The sequence below is a fragment of the Janthinobacterium sp. FW305-129 genome, from assembly GCF_020858115.1.
In the GTDB taxonomy this organism is placed as follows: Bacteria; Pseudomonadota; Gammaproteobacteria; order Burkholderiales; family Burkholderiaceae_D; genus Janthinobacterium.
Window position 1 is genome coordinate 256,724 of the sequence record NZ_JACYMM010000004.1, and the last position, 17,169, is coordinate 273,892.

15 protein-coding genes are annotated in these 17,169 nt (G+C 64.2%); 7 read left to right on the forward strand and 8 right to left on the reverse strand.

What is annotated here, in order from left to right; genetic code table 11:
• The first annotated feature begins 28 nt into the window (after positions 1–28).
• Together IGS61_RS10095 and pgeF are read left to right on the forward strand one after the other, a co-directional pair.
• Complete coding sequence (locus IGS61_RS10095; RefSeq protein WP_070220225.1) at positions 29–1,054, forward strand: RluA family pseudouridine synthase; 1,026 nt, start codon at positions 29–31, stop codon at positions 1,052–1,054.
• Positions 1,054–1,836, forward strand: a complete 783-nt coding sequence (gene pgeF, locus IGS61_RS10100) for a peptidoglycan editing factor PgeF (RefSeq protein ID WP_230539463.1) — start codon at positions 1,054–1,056, stop codon at positions 1,834–1,836. Before IGS61_RS10095 ends, pgeF begins: the two co-directional genes overlap by 1 nt.
• A gap of 16 nt (positions 1,837–1,852) precedes the next feature.
• On the opposite strand, the gene IGS61_RS10105 is transcribed toward pgeF, so the two are convergent.
• Positions 1,853–2,086 carry a hypothetical protein gene (locus tag IGS61_RS10105; protein ID WP_227741988.1) on the reverse strand — a complete coding sequence of 78 codons (234 nt, stop codon included), beginning with the start codon at positions 2,084–2,086 and terminating at the stop codon, positions 1,853–1,855.
• Between the two features lie 138 nt (positions 2,087–2,224).
• Here IGS61_RS10105 and phaC point away from each other — a divergent pair, with 138 nt between their 5' ends.
• From phaC to IGS61_RS10125, 4 genes are all read left to right on the forward strand, one after another.
• Complete coding sequence (phaC, locus tag IGS61_RS10110; RefSeq protein WP_230539464.1) at positions 2,225–3,961, forward strand: class I poly(R)-hydroxyalkanoic acid synthase; 1,737 nt, start codon at positions 2,225–2,227, stop codon at positions 3,959–3,961.
• 224 nt (positions 3,962–4,185) lie between these two features.
• Positions 4,186–4,749 carry a polyhydroxyalkanoate synthesis repressor PhaR gene (gene phaR / locus IGS61_RS10115; protein ID WP_219116002.1) on the forward strand — a complete coding sequence of 188 codons (564 nt, stop codon included), beginning with the start codon at positions 4,186–4,188 and terminating at the stop codon, positions 4,747–4,749.
• 194 nt (positions 4,750–4,943) lie between these two features.
• Positions 4,944–6,299 carry a 30S ribosomal protein S12 methylthiotransferase RimO gene (rimO, locus tag IGS61_RS10120; protein WP_230539643.1) on the forward strand — a complete coding sequence of 452 codons (1,356 nt, stop codon included), beginning with the start codon at positions 4,944–4,946 and terminating at the stop codon, positions 6,297–6,299.
• Positions 6,300–6,411: 112 nt separating this feature from the next.
• Entirely contained in the window at positions 6,412–7,578 is a 1,167-nt protein-coding gene (locus IGS61_RS10125) for a cystathionine beta-lyase (RefSeq protein ID WP_230539465.1), read from the forward strand.
• Positions 7,579–7,616: 38 nt separating this feature from the next.
• Here IGS61_RS10125 and IGS61_RS10130 read toward each other — a convergent pair whose 3' ends face one another.
• Positions 7,617–7,979, reverse strand: coding sequence for a DUF4870 family protein (locus IGS61_RS10130; protein WP_230539466.1), 363 nt, complete (start codon positions 7,977–7,979; stop codon positions 7,617–7,619).
• Positions 7,980–8,065: 86 nt separating this feature from the next.
• Here IGS61_RS10130 and IGS61_RS10135 point away from each other — a divergent pair, with 86 nt between their 5' ends.
• The gene (locus IGS61_RS10135; protein ID WP_230539467.1) at positions 8,066–9,943 is read left to right on the forward strand and encodes a serine hydrolase domain-containing protein; all 1,878 of its coding nucleotides are present in this window, start codon (positions 8,066–8,068) and stop codon (positions 9,941–9,943) included.
• 4 nt (positions 9,944–9,947) lie between these two features.
• Here the strand turns inward: IGS61_RS10135 and IGS61_RS10140 are convergent, their stop codons facing one another.
• From IGS61_RS10140 to mfd, 6 genes are all read right to left on the reverse strand, one after another.
• Positions 9,948–10,214 carry a hypothetical protein gene (locus tag IGS61_RS10140; protein WP_230539468.1) on the reverse strand — a complete coding sequence of 89 codons (267 nt, stop codon included), beginning with the start codon at positions 10,212–10,214 and terminating at the stop codon, positions 9,948–9,950.
• Positions 10,211–11,065, reverse strand: coding sequence for a DUF692 domain-containing protein (locus tag IGS61_RS10145; protein ID WP_230539469.1), 855 nt, complete (start codon positions 11,063–11,065; stop codon positions 10,211–10,213). Before IGS61_RS10145 ends, IGS61_RS10140 begins: the two co-directional genes overlap by 4 nt.
• The gene (locus tag IGS61_RS10150) at positions 11,055–11,975 is read right to left on the reverse strand and encodes a TIGR04222 domain-containing membrane protein (RefSeq protein ID WP_230539470.1); all 921 of its coding nucleotides are present in this window, start codon (positions 11,973–11,975) and stop codon (positions 11,055–11,057) included. Before IGS61_RS10150 ends, IGS61_RS10145 begins: the two co-directional genes overlap by 11 nt.
• Positions 11,972–12,700 carry a nucleotidyltransferase domain-containing protein gene (locus tag IGS61_RS10155; protein ID WP_230539471.1) on the reverse strand — a complete coding sequence of 243 codons (729 nt, stop codon included), beginning with the start codon at positions 12,698–12,700 and terminating at the stop codon, positions 11,972–11,974. Before IGS61_RS10155 ends, IGS61_RS10150 begins: the two co-directional genes overlap by 4 nt.
• A gap of 91 nt (positions 12,701–12,791) precedes the next feature.
• Complete coding sequence (gene serB, locus IGS61_RS10160) at positions 12,792–13,634, reverse strand: phosphoserine phosphatase SerB (protein WP_230539644.1); 843 nt, start codon at positions 13,632–13,634, stop codon at positions 12,792–12,794.
• Between the two features lie 55 nt (positions 13,635–13,689).
• Positions 13,690–17,133 carry a transcription-repair coupling factor gene (mfd, locus tag IGS61_RS10165; RefSeq protein WP_230539472.1) on the reverse strand — a complete coding sequence of 1,148 codons (3,444 nt, stop codon included), beginning with the start codon at positions 17,131–17,133 and terminating at the stop codon, positions 13,690–13,692.
• Positions 17,134–17,169 lie beyond the last annotated feature (36 nt).

Consider the following 17,169-nt stretch of genomic DNA (forward strand, 5'->3'; position numbering starts at 1 on the left):
TGCTGTGATATTAACTCCGAAGCCTAATTTGGCTGACCCCGCGTTTGACTCCCTTTCTGACCATGCCGCCGAAGAGGCGTTTGACGGCGATTTTGCCGCCGACGACGTCTTCGAGGAAATGGCCCCGATTACATTGGAACTGACGCCGGACGCCTGCGGCCACCGCCTCGATAAAGTCATCGCCCAGCTGGTGCCACAATACTCGCGCAGCCGCTTGCAATTGTGGCTGGAAGCCGGTTTCGTGACCGTCGATGGAAAAGTTGCCAAACGCAACATGACCGCCTATGGCGACGAGAAGATCGTCATTCTGCCGCAAAGCGCGCCGGAAGACGAGGCTTTTAAGCCGGAAGCGATGGAATTGAACATCGTGCACGAAGATGAGCATATCATCGTCATCAACAAACCGGCCGGACTGGTCGTGCATCCGGGCCCCGGCAACTGGTCGGGCACCCTGCTCAACGGCTTGCTGCACCACTGCCCGCAACTGGCCGGCGTGCCGCGCGCCGGCATCGTGCACCGCCTGGACAAGGATACGAGCGGCCTGATGGTGGTCGGCAAGACGCTGGCTTCGCAAACGGACTTGGTGCGCCAGTTGCAGGCGCGCACCGTCAAGCGCGAATATTTCGCGCTGGTGTGGGGCACGCCGAAAATGGCAGGCACCATCGATGCGTCCATCGCGCGCCACCCGCGCGACCGGGTCAAGATGGCCGTGTCGGAGAATTTCACCGCCAAGCCCGCCATCACGCACTATGAATTGATCGGCAGCGGCGAACTCGACCGCCGTCCCGTGAGCCTGATGCAATGCCGTCTGGAAACAGGCCGCACGCACCAGATCCGCGTGCACATGCAGCACCTGGGCTTTGCGCTGGTCGGTGATTCCGTGTACGGCAAGCAGCACCTGGTGTCCGTGTTCTCGCGCCAGGCGCTGCAGGCGCGCCGCCTGGGCCTCGTGCATCCGGGCACCCTGGAAGCGTGCGAATGGATCGTGCCGCTGGCCGATGATTTCGCGCAATTGATCGCCACGGCCGGCATTCCCGAGCCGGAACAGGTCTGATGACGTCGCCGTTGCCTTGCATTGTTCCCCATTGGCCCGGCCTGCCCGCCAACGTGGGCGCGCTGGCGACCGTGCGCGCGGGCGGCGTCAGCCAGGGGCCATATGGTGACGGGCAGGGCGCCGGCTTGAACCTGGGCACGCACGTGGGCGATGACCCTGACCATGTGGCGGCCAACCGCGCGCGGCTGGCAGCCATCCTGCCTGCCGAGCCGGCCTGGCTGTCGCAGGTGCATGGCGTGGCCGTTGCCGATGCTGGCAAGCTGGACGGCCACGTGCCCGACGCCGACGCCAGCATCGCCACGCAGGCGGGCGCCGTGTGCGTGGTAATGACGGCCGATTGCCTGCCCGTGCTGTTCAGTTCGACCGATGGCCTGGTCGTCGGCGCGGCCCACGCGGGCTGGCGCGGCCTGGCCAACGGCGTCTTGCAGCGCACGGTGGACAGCATGCGCGCGCAGGGCGCGACGGAGATCCTCGCCTGGCTGGGGCCAGCCATTGGTCCGCAGCAATTCGAAGTGGGGCAGGACGTGCTGCAGGCGTTCCGCGACGGCGCGCGCGATGACGTCGAGCGGCAAGTGTTGTCGGATGCGTTCGCCGCCATCGCAGGCAAGCCTGGCAAGTATCTGGCGAATATTTATGCGCTGGCGCGTACTATGCTGCTGCGCGATGGCGTGGCGCAAGTGGCGGGCGGGGAATATTGCACCGTCAGCGATGCGGTGCAGTTTTACTCGTACAGGCGCGACGGCGTCACGGGAAGACAGGCCAGTTTGATCTGGCGCAAATAATCTGCACGGCAGACACTTATGTGTCTGCCGTTTTTGTTTTATCGTCTGCTGAGGCGAGCGCGCGGGCGTTCAGTTCAGCGATACGCGCCGCCTTGCGTTTGCGTCGCCGCGAGCCCGTCAGATAGAATAGGATGGACAGCGGGATGACGCAGTACAGCACGAAGGTCATCACCCCGGCGACGATGGACGGTTCCGTCAGCGCCATGAGGCCGACGACATAGATCCAGGCAACAGCGGTCATGAGCATCATGAGTAGTGGCAGTCAGTAAGAGTTTGCATGCTTTGATCCAGAAGTATTTATTTTTGACGACGTTTGCGACGCCTGACAAAACCGACGCGCAGCAGGTTTTGTTCGGCGTCCCTCAATCTTGAATGGACTTAACTATCTATGAATATGCCCGATCCTCAAGCGATGACCAAGGAATGGATGGCGCAGATCAGCAATCCTGAGCAGTGGAAGACGTGGTTCAACATGGTGCCGCAGCCCCAGGGCAATCCGATTGCCGGTATTTTGCAGGATGCGGGCGCCAGCATCAAGCCGGAAGCGATCGAGCAACTGAAAAATGCCTATGTGGCCAAGCTGACGGGCTTGTGGGCCGACTTTATGGCCGGCAAGTCGCCGGAGCTGAAAGACCGCCGCTTCGCCGCGCCCGCCTGGCATGCCAGCCCCCTGTCGGCCTTCAACGCGGCCACCTACCTGCTGAACGCGGAGTTTCTCACCGCCATGGCTGATGCCGTGGAAGCGACGCCGCACCAGAAGCAAAAGATTGCCTTTGCGGTACAGCAAATCGTTGACGCCATGTCGCCCGCCAACTTTCTTGCCACCAATCCTGACGCCCAGCAAACCCTGATCGAAACCAAGGGAGAGAGCCTGGCCAAGGGCTTGACGAACATGCTGGCCGACATGCAGAAGGGCCGCATTTCGCAGTCGGACGAATCGGCCTTCGAGGTGGGCCGCAACGTGGCCACCACGCCGGGCACGGTGGTGTTTGAAAACGCCTTGTTCCAGCTGATCCAGTACACGCCAAGCACCGCCACGGTACACCAGCGGCCCCTGTTGATGGTGCCGCCATGCATCAATAAATTCTATATCCTTGACTTGCAGCCAGAAAATTCGCTCGTGCGCTATGCGGTGGAGCAGGGCAATACCGTGTTTCTCATGTCCTGGCGCAATCCGGACCTGAGCATGCAGCACCTGACGTGGGACGATTACGTGGAGCAAGGCGTGATCGAAGCCATCCGGGTCACGCAGGATATTTCCGGCCAGGACAAGCTGAACATGTTCGGCTTTTGCGTGGGCGGCACCATCGTCTCGACGGCGCTGGCCGTGCTCAAGGCGCGCGGCGAGAATCCGGCCGCCAGCCTGACACTGCTGACCACCTTCCTCGATTTCTGCGATACGGGCGCGCTCGACGTCTTTATTGACGAACCGCAAGTGGCGCTGCGCGAGCAAACGCTGGCCAAGGGCGGCCTGATGTCCGGGCGCGACCTGGGCAGCACCTTTTCCAGCCTGCGGCCGAACGACCTCGTGTGGAATTACGTGCAGTCGAATTACCTGAAAGGCAAGGAACCGCCCGCGTTCGACTTGCTGTACTGGAATGGCGACGGCACGGGCTTGCCAGGCCCCATGTTCTGCTGGTATTTGCGCAATACTTACCTGGAAAACAGCCTGAAAGTGCCGGGCAAGCTGACGGTGGCAGGCGAAAAGGTCGACCTGAGCAGCATCGATGCGCCCGCTTTCATCTACGGTTCGCGCGAAGACCATATCGTGCCCTGGGGCGCGGCCTACGCCAGCACGGCTTTGCTGAACCCGAAAAAACCGAAAGCCAACCGTTTTATCCTCGGCGCCTCGGGCCACATCGCCGGCGTGATCAATCCGGCGTCGAAGAAAAAGCGCAGCTACTGGAGCAACGACAAGCCTCGCACGGCGAAATCCAGGCCCTTGACTGCCGAGCAATGGATGGAAGGCGCGACCGAACACGTGGGCAGCTGGTGGCCCGAATGGGCGGCCTTCCTGGCCGAACACGGCGGCGCGCAGGTGAAGGCGCCGGGCAAGCCGGGCAACAAGCGCCACGCGGCAATCGAGCCCGCGCCGGGGCGGTATGTTAAAGTCAGGGCGGATTAAGTCACAAAGCGTTTTGCCGGGCAAGACCGGGGTAAACTCCGGTCTTGTCAGGAATCTACTTTTAGTTGCGTTGCAATAAATGCGGGAATCTACTACCCTGATGTGCAATGGAGCCGTTTTCCACTCTATAATGGAAAACGTAGGCAGGTGCGAAAGCGGACCCACGTTCGCTTTTTTTTCGGATTAACTCAGTATGCGCTGCGGCGCAATAAGTGGAACTTGTGATGAGTAGTGCAAAAAAAAGTATAGACCGCCTGATTAAAAAATATCCCAACCGCCGTCTGTACGACACGCAAACCAGTTCCTACATCACCTTGACGGACGTCAAGCAGCTGGTGTTGGACAATGAGGTGTTTACCGTCGTCGATGCCAAATCCAATGAAGATTTGACGCGCAGCATCTTGCTGCAGATCATTTTGGAAGAGGAAGCGAACGGCGCGCCCATGTTCTCGAGCAGCGTGTTGTCGCAGATCATCCGCTACTATGGCCACGCCATGCAGGGCATGATGGGATCCTACCTGGAAAAGAACGTGCAGGCGTTCACCGATATCCAGCACAAATTCACGGGCACCTCGGCCGGCAGTTTCGAAGGCAAGCCATTCAGCCCGGAAATGTGGACCCAGTTCATGAATGTCCAGGGCCCGATGATGCAAGGCATGATGAACAACTACATCGACCAGAGCAAGAGCCTGTTCGTGCAGATGCAGGAACAGATGCAAAGCCAGAGCAAGAACCTGTTCGGCACCTTCCCGTTTGTGCCGCCGGTTCCTCCAAGCGACAAGAAGTAATCAATGCCACATGCTCACCGGGTGATTCGATCGCCCGGGAGTTGTATCTGCGTCATCAAAACAGCATAGTTCTGTCAGCAAGGGGCGGCTCGGGGTACAATAGCCGATTCGCCTCACCATATTACTAGCTGCCAACTATGTCTGAAATTCACCGTATTCCCGTTCCTTCCGCCCAGCCCGAGGCCATGCTGGCCATGCCAGGTGCGGCGCCGAAAGTGGGCTTTGTCTCGCTCGGCTGCCCGAAAGCGCTGGTCGACTCCGAGCAAATCCTGACCCAGCTGCGCGCCGAAGGCTACGAAACGGCGAAATCCTATGCTGGCGCCGATCTGGTGATCGTCAATACCTGCGGTTTCATCGATGCTGCCGTGCAAGAGTCGCTCGACGCCATCGGCGAAGCGCTGGCGGAAAACGGCAAAGTGATCGTGACCGGCTGCCTGGGCGCCAAGAAAGATGCTGCCGGCGACGACATCATCATGAAGGTGCACCCGAAAGTACTGTCCGTCACGGGCCCGCACGCGCTGGCCGAAGTGATGGATTCCGTCCACTTGCACCTGCCGAAACCGCATGCGCCGTTCCTCGACCTGGTGCCGCCGCAAGGCGTCAAGCTGACGCCGAAGCACTACGCGTATCTGAAAATTTCCGAAGGCTGCAACCACCGGTGCAGTTTCTGCATCATCCCGTCCATGCGCGGCGACCTCGTTTCGCGCCCGATCGGCGAACTGATGATGGAAGCGGAAAACCTGTTCAAGTCGGGCGTCAAGGAATTGCTGGTGATTTCGCAAGATACCTCGGCGTATGGCGTGGACGTGAAATTCCGCTCCGGCTTCTGGAACGGCCGTCCCGTGAAGACCCACATGACGCAGCTGACGGAAGCGTTGGGCGAGCTGGCCAAGTCCTACGGCGCCTGGGTGCGCCTGCACTACGTGTATCCGTACCCGCACGTGGACCAGATCATCCCGATGATGAGCGGCGGCCATATCCTGCCCTACCTCGACATCCCGATGCAGCATGCGCATCCTGACGTATTGAAGCGCATGAAGCGCCCGGCCAGCGGCGAGAAAAACCTCGACCGCATCCAGGCCTGGCGCGCCATCAACCCGGACCTGACCATCCGCTCGACCTTCATCGCCGGTTTCCCTGGCGAAACGGAAGCGGAATTCGAGTATCTGCTCGACTTCCTCAAGGAAGCGCAGATCGACCGCCTCGGCTGCTTCGCCTATTCGCCCGTCGAAGGCGCGACGGCCAATGCCATCGCCAATCCCGTGCCGGAAGAGCTGCGCGAAGAGCGCCGCGGCCGCGTGATGCTGCTGCAGGAAGAAATTTCCAAGAAACGCCTGCAAGCCAAGGTCGGCAAGACCGTGCGCGTGCTGATCGATGAAGTCACCCGCTCGGGCGGCGTGGGCCGCTCGTCCGCCGACGCGCCGGAAATCGACGGCGTCGTGTATGTAAAACCGCCGTTCGAACCGCACCGCAAGCTGGCGGTCGGTCAATTCGTCGACGTGACCATCACGTCCGCGGATGCGCATGACCTGTGGGGCGCCGCAGAATAAAAATTTTATGCAGGTGTAACACTCTGTCATACGTACGGCAGGCAAGGGCATAAGCCCTTACAATCAAGGCGGATCAGCACAGGCTGATCCGCCTTTTTTATTTCCTGACGCCATGACCACACCCAAATCTCCGCAAACCGCGCTGATCCACAGCGATTACCAGGCGCCGCAAGGCTTTGCTGCCTTTCCCAACGCCATCCATCACGCGTCGACCGTGCTGTTCAAGGACGTGGCGGCCATGCGCTCGGGCGACTGGAAAGAGAAGAACGCCTACACCTACGGCTTGCACGGCACGCCCACCACGTTCACGCTGGAAGCGCGGCTGGCCGGGATCGAAGGGGGGAATCACTGCCTGCTGGCGCCGTCGGGCCTGGCGGCCATCGCCATGGCGGATTTCGCCTTGCTCAAAACGGGCGACGATGTCTTGCTTCCCGAAAACATCTACAACCCGAACCGCGAACTGGGCCGCTGGCTGTCGCAGGATTTCGGCATCACGGCCCGCTATTACGATCCGCTCATCGGCGCCGGCATCGCCGGCTTGATCCAGCACAATACCAAGCTCATCTGGACTGAAGCACCGGGCTCCGTGACGATGGAAGTGCCGGACTTGCCCGCCATCTGCGCGGCAGCCCATGCGCGCGGCGTGCTGGTGGCTTTGGACAATACCTGGTCGGCCGGCCTGGCCCTGCGTGGCTTCGACCTGGGCGTGGACATCATCATGCAGGCGCTGACGAAATACCAGTCGGGCGGCTCCGATGTGCTGATGGGCGCCCTGATCACGCGCGAGCGGGCGCTGCACGACCGCCTGGCGCAGGCGCACATGCGTCTGGGCATGGGCGTGGGGGCGGACGACGCCTATCTGGTGCTGCGCGGCTTGCCGACGATGAAGCTGCGCTTCGACGCCCACGACAGGGGTGCGCGCGCGGTGGCCGCCTGGCTCAAGGGCCGGCCGGAGATTGCCACGGTGCTGCATCCGGCATTCGAAGATTGCCCGGGCCACGCCATCTGGCAGCGCGATTTCACGGGCGCGGGCGGCCTGTTTTCCGTGCTGTTCGATGCCCGCTACACGGAGCAGCAGACGGACCGCTTCGTCGATGCCTTGCAGTTGTTCAAGATTGGCTACAGCTGGGGCGGCGCGAACAGCCTGGTGATGCCGTACCGCATCGCCGCCATGCGCAAGGGCTGGCAGTTGCCGGGCCAGCTCGTGCGCCTGAACGTGGGGCTGGAAGATCCGCAAGACCTGATCGCCGATATCGAACGGGCGTTCGCGGCGATGTAGCGGCAGCGGGGCAAGCACGATGGCTTGCCCGCAAGTCCTTACATGGGCACGGGCGTGTTGTTGTTCAGGTCGATGAAGCCGCGCAGCAAGCGATACGCTTTCCATAGCCAGGCCACGCCCCACACGAGGAAGGCCAGCGGAATGCCGATGATGGTGACCCACAGGATGGCGCCGACGACGATCCAGGCTACATACCACCAGAAGGAACGGATCATCCAGCTGTGATGGCTATAGACGAAGGTCCCGGCCGCCGTGTCCCGCTTCACGTAATTGATGATGAGCGGAATGAAGGAAAACGCGCCCAGCGAAAACACAAAGCTGGCGCCATGTATCAGGTACAACCACCAGGCCAGGTTTTTGGTTTGCTGGAGTTGGGTATCCAAAACAATATCTTGTGACATGAAATCTCCCGCCGTTGCTCAATTTTTAATTGTAACAAGCAAAGCGGCGCGGGAGCGCAGTCCATGCAAAAAGGCAGAATACATTGTTGAAACGAAATCAATATGCCACCCTGGCCGCGCGGGCCAGGTCCTGGCTGCGGCGCGCCGCGCCGGCCTTGCTGCTGTGCGCCACGGTGGCCCATGCCGCCGGCGACAGCCTGGAGGCGGAGTTTGCCGCCGGCTTGAAGGAAGAGGGCCTGACGGGCGCCGTCTGGAGCGAAGTCTTGCCCGATGGCACAGTCAAAGTCGGCGCGTCCGGCCTGCGCGATACCGCCAAGCAAGTACCGATGCAGGCGGACACCCGCATGCAGGTGGGTTCCGTGGGCAAGGTGGCGCTGGCGCTGGGCGTCTTGCGCCTCGTCAGCGAAGACAAGCTCACGCTCGACACGCCCCTGCAGCAGGTGCTGCCCGAGCTGGCGCTGAACAACCCGTGGCAGGCCAGCGACCCCGTGCGCATCCGCCACCTGCTGGCGCACACGTCCGGCCTCGATAATGTGCGCTTCTGGCAGGCATTCAGCCTGAATCCGGCGCCGCAGACCCCGCTGGCCGCCGCTTTTGACGGCGGACGCAAGCTGCTGCGCGTGCGCGCCCGGCCCGGCAGCCGCTACGCGTACTCGAACATGGGCTATGGCTTGCTGGGCATGGTGATCGAGAAGGTCACGGGCCAGCCGTATGAACGCTATCTCGATGCGCAGCTGCTGCAGCCGCTGGGTATGGCGGACAGCACGTTTACCTTTGTCACCCAAATGAGCACGCAGGCGGGCGCGCAGGCGGACCCGCGCCTGGCGATGGGCCACTTCGAGCATGGCGTGGCGCAGCCGGCCGTGCCCCAGTACTTGCGTCCGGCCGCGCAATTTACCACCACGGCGGCCGACATGGCCAAGCTGGCGCAATTTTTAATGGGCGACGGCAAGCTGCAGGGCAAGCGCTTCATCGACCTGGCGCTGATGGGCGCCTTGTCCGAGCCGGCCGGCACGGATGCGGCGCAGGCGGGACTGGCAACGGGCCACGGCCTGGCGCTGGCCGTGCGCGACCGCCACAATGTGGTGGGCGCCTGCCACCCCGGCACGGCCGTGGGTTTCCGCGCCATGCTGTGCCTTTATCCTGAACAGAAAAGCGCCTTCTTCGTGGCCTTCAATACGGATGCGGAAGCAGCCGACTATGAACGCTTCAACCGCCTGCTGCTGCGCGACCTGGAGCTGCCCCTGCGCGCGCCGGCCCCGCAGGGCACGCCCGCGCCCACGGTGGAAAACTGGCAGGGCGTCTACGTGCCGTCGCCCAGTCCCATGGCCAGCATGGCCTGGGTCGATGCCGTCTTCGGTTTTACGCGCGTCAAATGGGATGGCGAATCGCTGTTCCTGATCCCGTTCCAGGGCGAGCCGAAGGAGCTGGAACCGGTGGGCGGCTTGCTGTTCCGCGCCAGCGACCGCAGCACGCCGTCGCACGTGCTGATGCAAGAGGATGGCAAGCATGTGCTCAGCGACGGCTTGCGCAGCTATGAGCGGGTATCGATGCTGCGCATGCTGGTGCTGTGGGGCAGCCTGGCCCTGGGCGCCGCCGGCTTGCTGTACGTGCTGGTGGTGGGTGTCTGGCGCGCCGCGCTGCGCAGCCTGGGACGGGGCGACCATCTGTTCGCGCCCCTGCTGTCGCTGCTGGCGCTGCTCCTGCCGCTGCCGTTTTTCTATTTCCAGTCCTACCTGCGTCTGGGCGACGCCACCATCGCCAGCGTGCTGCTGGCAATGGTGACGGGCGCGCTGCCGCTGGCCACGGCATTCGGCCTGGCGCGCTGCTGGCGCAGCCGCGGTACGGCGGCCGAGGCGGGGTTGTGGGCGAAATGGGATTGGGTGGCCTTGCTGGCGGCCCTGCAACTGCTGCTGGTGCTGGCCTGGTGGGGCTTGCTGCCGCTGCGGCTATGGCAGTTGTAGAGCGTCAGATCCAGCCTGCCAGCAGCCGGCGCCACCAGCGCTGCGCCGGCCGGGCCTGGCGGCCATGTCCGGCGCGCCCGGCGCGCTTGGCGCGATAGCTGGCCGCCGCCATTTGCAGGCCGACGCGGTCCATCGCCGCCATCGCCTCCGCTTCCTGCGGCGACAAGCCGTGCAGCAAGGCTTGCGCATGCGGCGCGAGCAGGAAGGCGCCAAGCACGGCGTCGTCCGTGTACAGCCTGGCCAGATAGGTTTCCAGCGCGGGAGAACTCATGCGCTGCGCCCCGCGCGCAAGGCCGCGCGCGCCAGCTCCAGCTGGCCCAGCACGTGCTCGAACGACGGGTAATTGCCGTCGCGTTCGACGATCACCGTCAGGGGCTGGGGCGCATGGCGCGCCAGCAGGGTCAATAAAGCGAACACTTCGGGCGGCACATCGTGCAGATGGTCGTCCAGCAGGCGCTGGCCGCCGCCCGGCGCAGCTATCCAGTGGCCGCCGCTCAGGTGCACGGCGCCCACCCTGTCCAGGGGCAGGCGCAGCAGCAGTGCCGGCGGCGACTCGCCCGCATTGACGGCATTCGCATACAGATTATGCAGGTCCAGCAGCAGCGGCACTTGCGCGCCGTCAAGAATGCGCGTCAGCCACTGCGCTTCGTCCAAGGTGCTGGCGGGCGGCTGCACCAGGGTGGCGATGTTTTCCATCAGCGGCGCGCTGCCGACGATGCGCGTGGCCAGCCCGATATTGGCGATGGCGCCGGCGGCGCTGTGCGGCGTGCGCGGCGGCGCCGCCAGGTGGCCGATCTCGACGCCGCCGGCGCGCACGAAACTCAGGTGCTCGGACCACGATTCCGCCTGCACCTGTTTCATCAGGCGCGCCATCGCCTGCAGGCGGCGCGGGTCGGCGGGTATCGTCGAGGCCAGCCCCATGCCCACGCCGTGCAGGCTGACGGGCACCTGGCGCGCCAGGCTGCACAGGGCGGCGATGCCGGCGCGCGAGGCATGGTAATAATCGTCGGCGATCACTTCCAGCACGTCGATCCGCGCCAGGTGGGACAGGATGCCGGCAGCCAGCTCGCCGCGCCAGCCCAGGCCGACACGGTCGCGCGCTGCCCCCAACTCAACTGCCACAGCCGCCGCCACCGCCGCAACCGCCGCAGCCGCTGCCGCCGCCATCGCCGCCGCCATCACCGCCGCCCGATGACGAGTCGCCCGTGCCGCCGGACGACGAGTCCCTGCCCGTACCTTGCCGGGGCGCCGGGTACAGCTCGGCGACATACGCGTACACCGACGGCGGCAGGGCGCCCATGCCGAAGATGGCCGCCAGCAGCGCCATGTCGGCGCTGTTGCTGCCCGCCTGCAGGCGCGATGCGCGCATGTTCAGGCGGCCAAACAGCATGCGCAGGTCGGTCAGCAGCCGCTGCGCGCTCCAGCTGGTCGCGTGGGTGCGCAAGCCGCGCAGCATGAGGAGAAAAATCGCCAGCAGCAGCGCCAGGAACAGCAGGTTGTAGTGCTGGCGGCTGATGGCGATGACGGCCTTGACGCCGGCTACCGTCACCAGCAGCCAGTGTGCGGCCCAGGTGAGGCGTTCGCGCCGGCGCAGCAGCGGCGGGCCGACCAGCAATTCCTGCTGCGTCAAGGTGTCGTGGTAGGCGCGGCACGATGGCAGCATCTCGGCCTGCACGGCCAGTTCCCTGCTGTGGCCCTGGCGGCCCAGGTACAGCCGCAGCACGTCGCGTTCGATGTCATGGCTGGCGAAGCGCAGGCTGTCGGCGCTGGCCGTTTCCAGCAGCGGGCCGTCGGCGCGCAGCAAGCCGCGGTCGACCAGCACGATGGCGGCGATCTTCACGGCTTCGAGGGCGCCGCCGCGCAAGAAGGCGATGCGGTAGGGATCGTCGGCCAGCGACAGCTGGGCGTGCGGATTGCGCAATTCCTGGCGGATCAGCAGCTCGCGCACGCCGTAGTACACGAGCGTGCCGAAGACCAGGTAGGCCAGCAGGAACCACGGCCCGCTCCAGTCGAACGGATTGACGCCGTTCACCGCATGGTCTCCGCGTGCTCGCGCAGGCGTTCGGTAATCGTCATCAGGCCCGTGAAGGCGGGCAGGGCTTGCCCCGGCGCCAGGCGCGCCGTTTCGCGCGCCTTTGACATGGCTTGCAGGGCGGCGTGCAGGGCCGGTTCGCCCAGCTGGTCGACAAACGCTTCGAGCGCCTGCTTGCCGGACAGCGCAGATTTGCCCTCGAGCTGCGCCAGCGAGGCGGCGGCCGAGCGCAGGGGGCCGGCCGCGTCGGCGATGGCGCCGGCCAGCTGTTCTTCGTTCACGCTCAGGAGCAGATAGCGTTCGCGCATGCGCAGCTGCTGGTTCAGCAGCACTTGCCGCAGCCGGCGCAGCATGGCGTCGCGGCTGGTGCGCAGGCTGGCGAAAGGGTCATTGCCCAGCAAGACCCGGTGGCGCGCGATGATGTCGGCAAACTTCACGGCGAAGGCGTCGGCGGCATCGGCCAGTTCGTTTTCTTGCAGGAACATCACCTGCAAATCGATGGCGGCGTGCGCCAGGCGCAAGGGGCTGCGCAGCGCGTCGGCCGCCTGCGGAGTGAAGCGCTTGAGCAGCAACAGCAGGTTGACGTCGGACGTGGCGCGCAACTGGCCGTCCGCGGCCGAGCCAAACAGTACGGCGGCGGCCAGGTCGGCGCCAAAGGCGTTTTGCGCGGCAGCAACAAACAAGTCCAGGTGGCGTTGTATCTCTTCGGGCAACGAGGGCGGCATGCGGTGTTCTTTCACGGTGGGCTGGCGGGATGCGCGTAAGTTTGCAATATAGCAAACTTATGCCATCGTGCGCGCACCGCCTGGCACCGGCTCAGGACAAGACGTTGAGCAAGCCGTCGAGGCCCACGAAGTTCAGCGCCACGTCCGCCTGCGAGCGCACCACGGGCTTGGCGCGGAAGGCCACGGACAGGCCGGCGATGCCCATCATCTTCAAATCGTTGGCGCCGTCGCCCATGACGATGGCTTGCGATGGCGCAATACCCATCTCGGCGCACACGCGTTCCACCGTGCGCTGCTTTTCCTCGGCGTCGACGATGCCGCCAATTACTTTGCCCGTCAGCTTGCCGTCGACGATTTCCAGTTCGTTCGCGTGCGTGTAGTCGAGGCCCAGGCGTTCCTTCAGGCGCTCGGTGAAGAAGGTAAAGCCGCCCGACACCAGCAGCGTTTTCAGGCCGGCCTTCTGCACGGCCGCCAGCATGGTTTCCGCGCCCGGCGACAGTTTTAACCGTTCATCGTAGACGCGCTGCAGGGCCGACGCATCGAGGCCTTCGAGCAGGGCCACGCGCTGCTTCAGGCTGGCCGCGAAATCGAGTTCGCCGCGCATGGCCGCTTCCGTGATGGCCGCCACTTGCGGTTTGAGGCCCTGCATGTCGGCGATTTCATCGATGCACTCGATGGTGATCAGGGTCGAATCCATGTCCATCGCCACCAGCTTGAATTCACTGAGTTCGCGCTGTCCCATCATGTAGGTGGCGTCCAGCTGCGCCGCCTGGGCCGCCACTTCGATGGTGGGGCGCAGCGCGGGCGAATAGGCGATCTGCTCGCAGCGCACGGCGTTTGGACCCAGGCGCGTGACGGACGTGGGCGCGGCCAGCGCGGCGATACGCTCGAGACGGGCGCTGTCGCCGTCCAGGCCCTGCAGGATCAGGTTCATGGTGATGGTCTTGGTATTGGTCATGGGTCAGGCCTGCATAAATGGTCGAAATGGTCTACACCGTCAATTGCTTGATGGTGGTCTTGATCTGCGTCACGCGCGCGGCCAGGTCCGGCATGGCGGCCGTGATTTTCAGCTTGTCCTGGCCATGCAGCTTGATGTGGCGGTTTTTCTGGATCAGGTCGATGATGCGCATCGGGTCGATGGGCGGCTTGGCCATGAATTGCAGGGTGGCCGCCTCGCCATGCACGTCGATCTTGACGATGCCCACGGTTTTCGCGGCGATGCGCAGGCGGTGCGTCTCGACCAGGGCCTTGACGGCGTCGGGCAGCTTGCCGAAGCGGTCGATCAGCTCTTCCTGGATATCGTCGATCTTTTCCTGCGTGGCGCAGTTGGCCAGGCGTTTATAGATCGACAGGCGCTCGTGCACGTCGCCGCAGAAGTCCGCCGGCAGCAGGGCCGGCACGTGCAGGTTGATCTCCGTCGTCGACGCCAGCGGCGCGGCCAGGTCCGGCTCCTTGCCCGCTTTCAGCGAGCGCACGGCTTCGTTGAGCATGTCCGAATACAGCTGGAAGCCGATTTCCGTCATCTCGCCCGACTGGCTCTCGCCCAGCACTTCGCCGGCGCCGCGGATTTCCAGGTCGTGCATGGCCAGGTAAAAGCCGCTGCCCAGTTCTTCCATCTGCTGGATGGCGTCCAGGCGGCGCTGCGCCAGTTTCGTCAGGCCCTGCACGTCGTGCACCAGCAGGTAGGCGTAGGCCTGGTGATGCGAGCGGCCCACCCGTCCCCGCAGCTGGTGCAGCTGCGCCAGGCCGAACTTGTCGGCGCGGTGCATGATGATGGTGTTCGCCGTCGGCACGTCGATGCCCGTCTCGATGATGGTCGTGCACAGCAAAATATTGAAGCGCTGGGCGACGAAGTCGCGCATGACCTTTTCCAGGTCGCGCTCGTGCATCTGGCCGTGCGCCACGGCGATGCGCGCCTCGGGCAGCAGTTCCGTCAGCATGGCCAGGCGGTTCTGGATGGTTTCCACCTCGTTGTGCAGGAAGTAGATCTGGCCACCGCGTTTGAGTTCGCGCAAACATGCTTCGCGGATGATGGCTTCGCCCTCGCTGCGCACGAACGTCTTGATGGCCAGGCGCTTTTGCGGCGCCGTGGCGATGATGGAAAAGTCGCGCAAGCCTTCCAGCGCCATGCCCAGGGTGCGGGGGATCGGCGTGGCCGTCAGGGTCAGCACGTCCACCTCCGCGCGCAAGGCCTTTAATGCTTCCTTCTGGCGCACGCCGAACCTGTGTTCTTCGTCAATGATGACGAGGCCCAGACGGGTAAACTTCACGTCATCGGACAGCAGTTTATGCGTGCCGATGACGATGTCGATGGTGCCGTCGGCCATGCCCTTGAACGCTTGCGTGATCTCCTTGCCGGTGCGGAAGCGCGACAATTCCGCGATGCGCACGGGCCAGTCGGCGAAGCGGTCGGCGAAGGTTTGCGCATGCTGTTCGGCCAGCAGGGTGGTGGGCGCCAGTATCGCTACCTGCTTGCCGCCCATGACGGCGATGAAGGCGGCGCGCAGCGCTACTTCCGTCTTGCCGAAGCCGACGTCGCCGCACACGAGGCGGTCCATCGGTTTGCCGGACGTCATGTCCTTGATGACGTTGTGGATGGCTTCGGCCTGGTCCGGCGTTTCGTCGAAGCCGAAGCTGTCGGCGAAGCGCTGGTAGTCGTGCGACGAGAATTCGAACGAGTGGCCCTGGCGCAGCGCGCGGCGGGCGTACAGGTTGAGCAGCTCGGCAGCCGTGTCGCGCACCTGTTCGGCCGCGCGTTTTTTGGCTTTTTCCCACTGGCCCGAGCCGAGCGAGTGCAGCGGGGCGTCTTCCGGCGAGGCGCCCGAATAGCGCGAGATCACATGCAGCTGCGACACGGGCACGTACAGTTTCGTGTCCTTGGCGTATTCGAGGTGCAAAAATTCCGTCTCGCCTTCGCCCAGGTCCATGCTGGTCAGGCCCATGTAGCGCCCGATGCCGTGGTTGATGTGCACGACGGGGTCGCCGATTTTCAGCTCGGACAGGTCGCGCACCATCGACTCGACCTGCGTCACGCCTTCCTGTTTCTTGCTGCCGACGCGGCGGCCGGAGCCGGCATACAGTTCGGTTTCCGTGATGAAGGCCAGATTGCCCTCGGGCCGGAACAATTCGAAGCCCGCGTGCAGCGGCGCCACGCCCAGCATCAGCTTGGCATCGGACTGCAAAAAGCCGTCGCTGCCTTCCACGGGTGTCAGGTGCAGATCGTATTCGGCGAAGTACTGCTGCAGGGTTTCGCGGCGGCCGTTCGATTCGGCGCAGATCATCACGCGGCGGCCCGCTTGCAGCAGATAGCTGCGCAGGTTGGCCAGCGGGTCGTCGGCGCGGCGGTTGACGGCGATGTTGGGAATCGGCGCCGACAGTTCGGACGCCAGCGCGTCGTTCGACTTCGCAATCGCCAGGCGCGGATACGGCTTGGCCAGGCCGAAGAACTGCTCGTCGGACAGGAACAGCGCTTCGGGCGGCAAAATCGGCCGCTCGCGGTCGGCCTTCAAAAAGCGGTAGCGCGACTGGGTATCGGTCCAGAAGCGGCTGATGGCAGCGTCGATCTCGCCCACCAGGGCCAGCGAGGCGTCGGGCGGCAGGTAGTCGAACAGGGTGGCCGTCTGTTCGAAGAACAGGGGCAGATAGTATTCGATGCCGGCCGAGGCGATGCCGCTGCTGATGTCCTTGTAGACGACGGAGCGCGACGGGTCGCCCTCGAACTGTTCGCGCCAGCGGTTGCGGAAGGTGGTGCGCGCCGCTTCATCCATGGGGAATTCGCGCCCCGGCAGCAGCCGCACTTCATGCACGGGATACAGCGAGCGCTGGGTGTCGGCATCAAACGTGCGGATGGTCTCGATGGTGTCGCCGAACAGGTCGAGCCGGTAGGGCAGGGCCGAGCCCATGGGGAACAGGTCGAGCAGGCCGCCGCGCACCGAGTATTCGCCGGGCGACATCACTTGCGACACATGGCTGTAGCCGGCCAGCGTCAGCTGCGACTTCAGGCGCGCTTCGTCCAGCGTTTCGCCCTTCTTGAAGAAGAAGGTGTAGGCGGCCAAAAAGGACGGCGGCGCCAGGCGCACCAGCGCCGTGGTGGCCGGCACGATCAAGACGTCGCACTGGCGCGTCTGGATTTCGTGCAGGGTGGCCAGGCGCTCGGAGACCAGGTCCTGGTGCGGCGAGAAGGCGTCGTAGGGCAGGGTTTCCCAGTCCGGCAGCAGGTGGCAGCGCAGTTCCTTGCCGCCAAACCAGGGGATTTCATCGAGCAGGCGCTGGCCGTCGCTGGCCTGCGCCACCACCACGGCCAGCATCTGGCCCCGCGCTTTCAATGCCAGCGCGGCCAGCGCCAGGGCATAGGCGTCGGATGAACCATACAGGGCGGGCAGCGCGTAGCGGTTGCCGGGCTTGGGGAGGGCTTTTGTTAAGTCTAAGGACATGCAGGCGATGACACTAGTGGCAGAGGCAGTTGAGTG

Excerpts from the sequence above, each read along its gene's own strand:
- serB (WP_230539644.1), bottom strand. The coding sequence starts at position 13,634 with ATGAACCTGATCCTGCAGGGCCTGGACGGCGACAGCGCCCGTCTCGAG.
- rimO (WP_230539643.1), top strand. The coding sequence starts at position 4,944 with ATGCCAGGTGCGGCGCCGAAAGTGGGCTTTGTCTCGCTCGGCTGCCCG.
- IGS61_RS10140 (WP_230539468.1), bottom strand. The coding sequence starts at position 10,214 with ATGAGTTCTCCCGCGCTGGAAACCTATCTGGCCAGGCTGTACACGGAC.
- IGS61_RS10155 (WP_230539471.1), bottom strand. The coding sequence starts at position 12,700 with ATGCCGCCCTCGTTGCCCGAAGAGATACAACGCCACCTGGACTTGTTT.
- mfd (WP_230539472.1), bottom strand. The coding sequence starts at position 17,133 with ATGTCCTTAGACTTAACAAAAGCCCTCCCCAAGCCCGGCAACCGCTAC.
- phaR (WP_219116002.1), top strand. The coding sequence starts at position 4,186 with ATGAGTAGTGCAAAAAAAAGTATAGACCGCCTGATTAAAAAATATCCC.
- IGS61_RS10105 (WP_227741988.1), bottom strand. The coding sequence starts at position 2,086 with ATGATGCTCATGACCGCTGTTGCCTGGATCTATGTCGTCGGCCTCATG.
- IGS61_RS10125 (WP_230539465.1), top strand. The coding sequence starts at position 6,412 with ATGACCACACCCAAATCTCCGCAAACCGCGCTGATCCACAGCGATTAC.
- phaC (WP_230539464.1), top strand. The coding sequence starts at position 2,225 with ATGAATATGCCCGATCCTCAAGCGATGACCAAGGAATGGATGGCGCAG.
- pgeF (WP_230539463.1), top strand. The coding sequence starts at position 1,054 with ATGACGTCGCCGTTGCCTTGCATTGTTCCCCATTGGCCCGGCCTGCCC.
- IGS61_RS10130 (WP_230539466.1), bottom strand. The coding sequence starts at position 7,979 with ATGTCACAAGATATTGTTTTGGATACCCAACTCCAGCAAACCAAAAAC.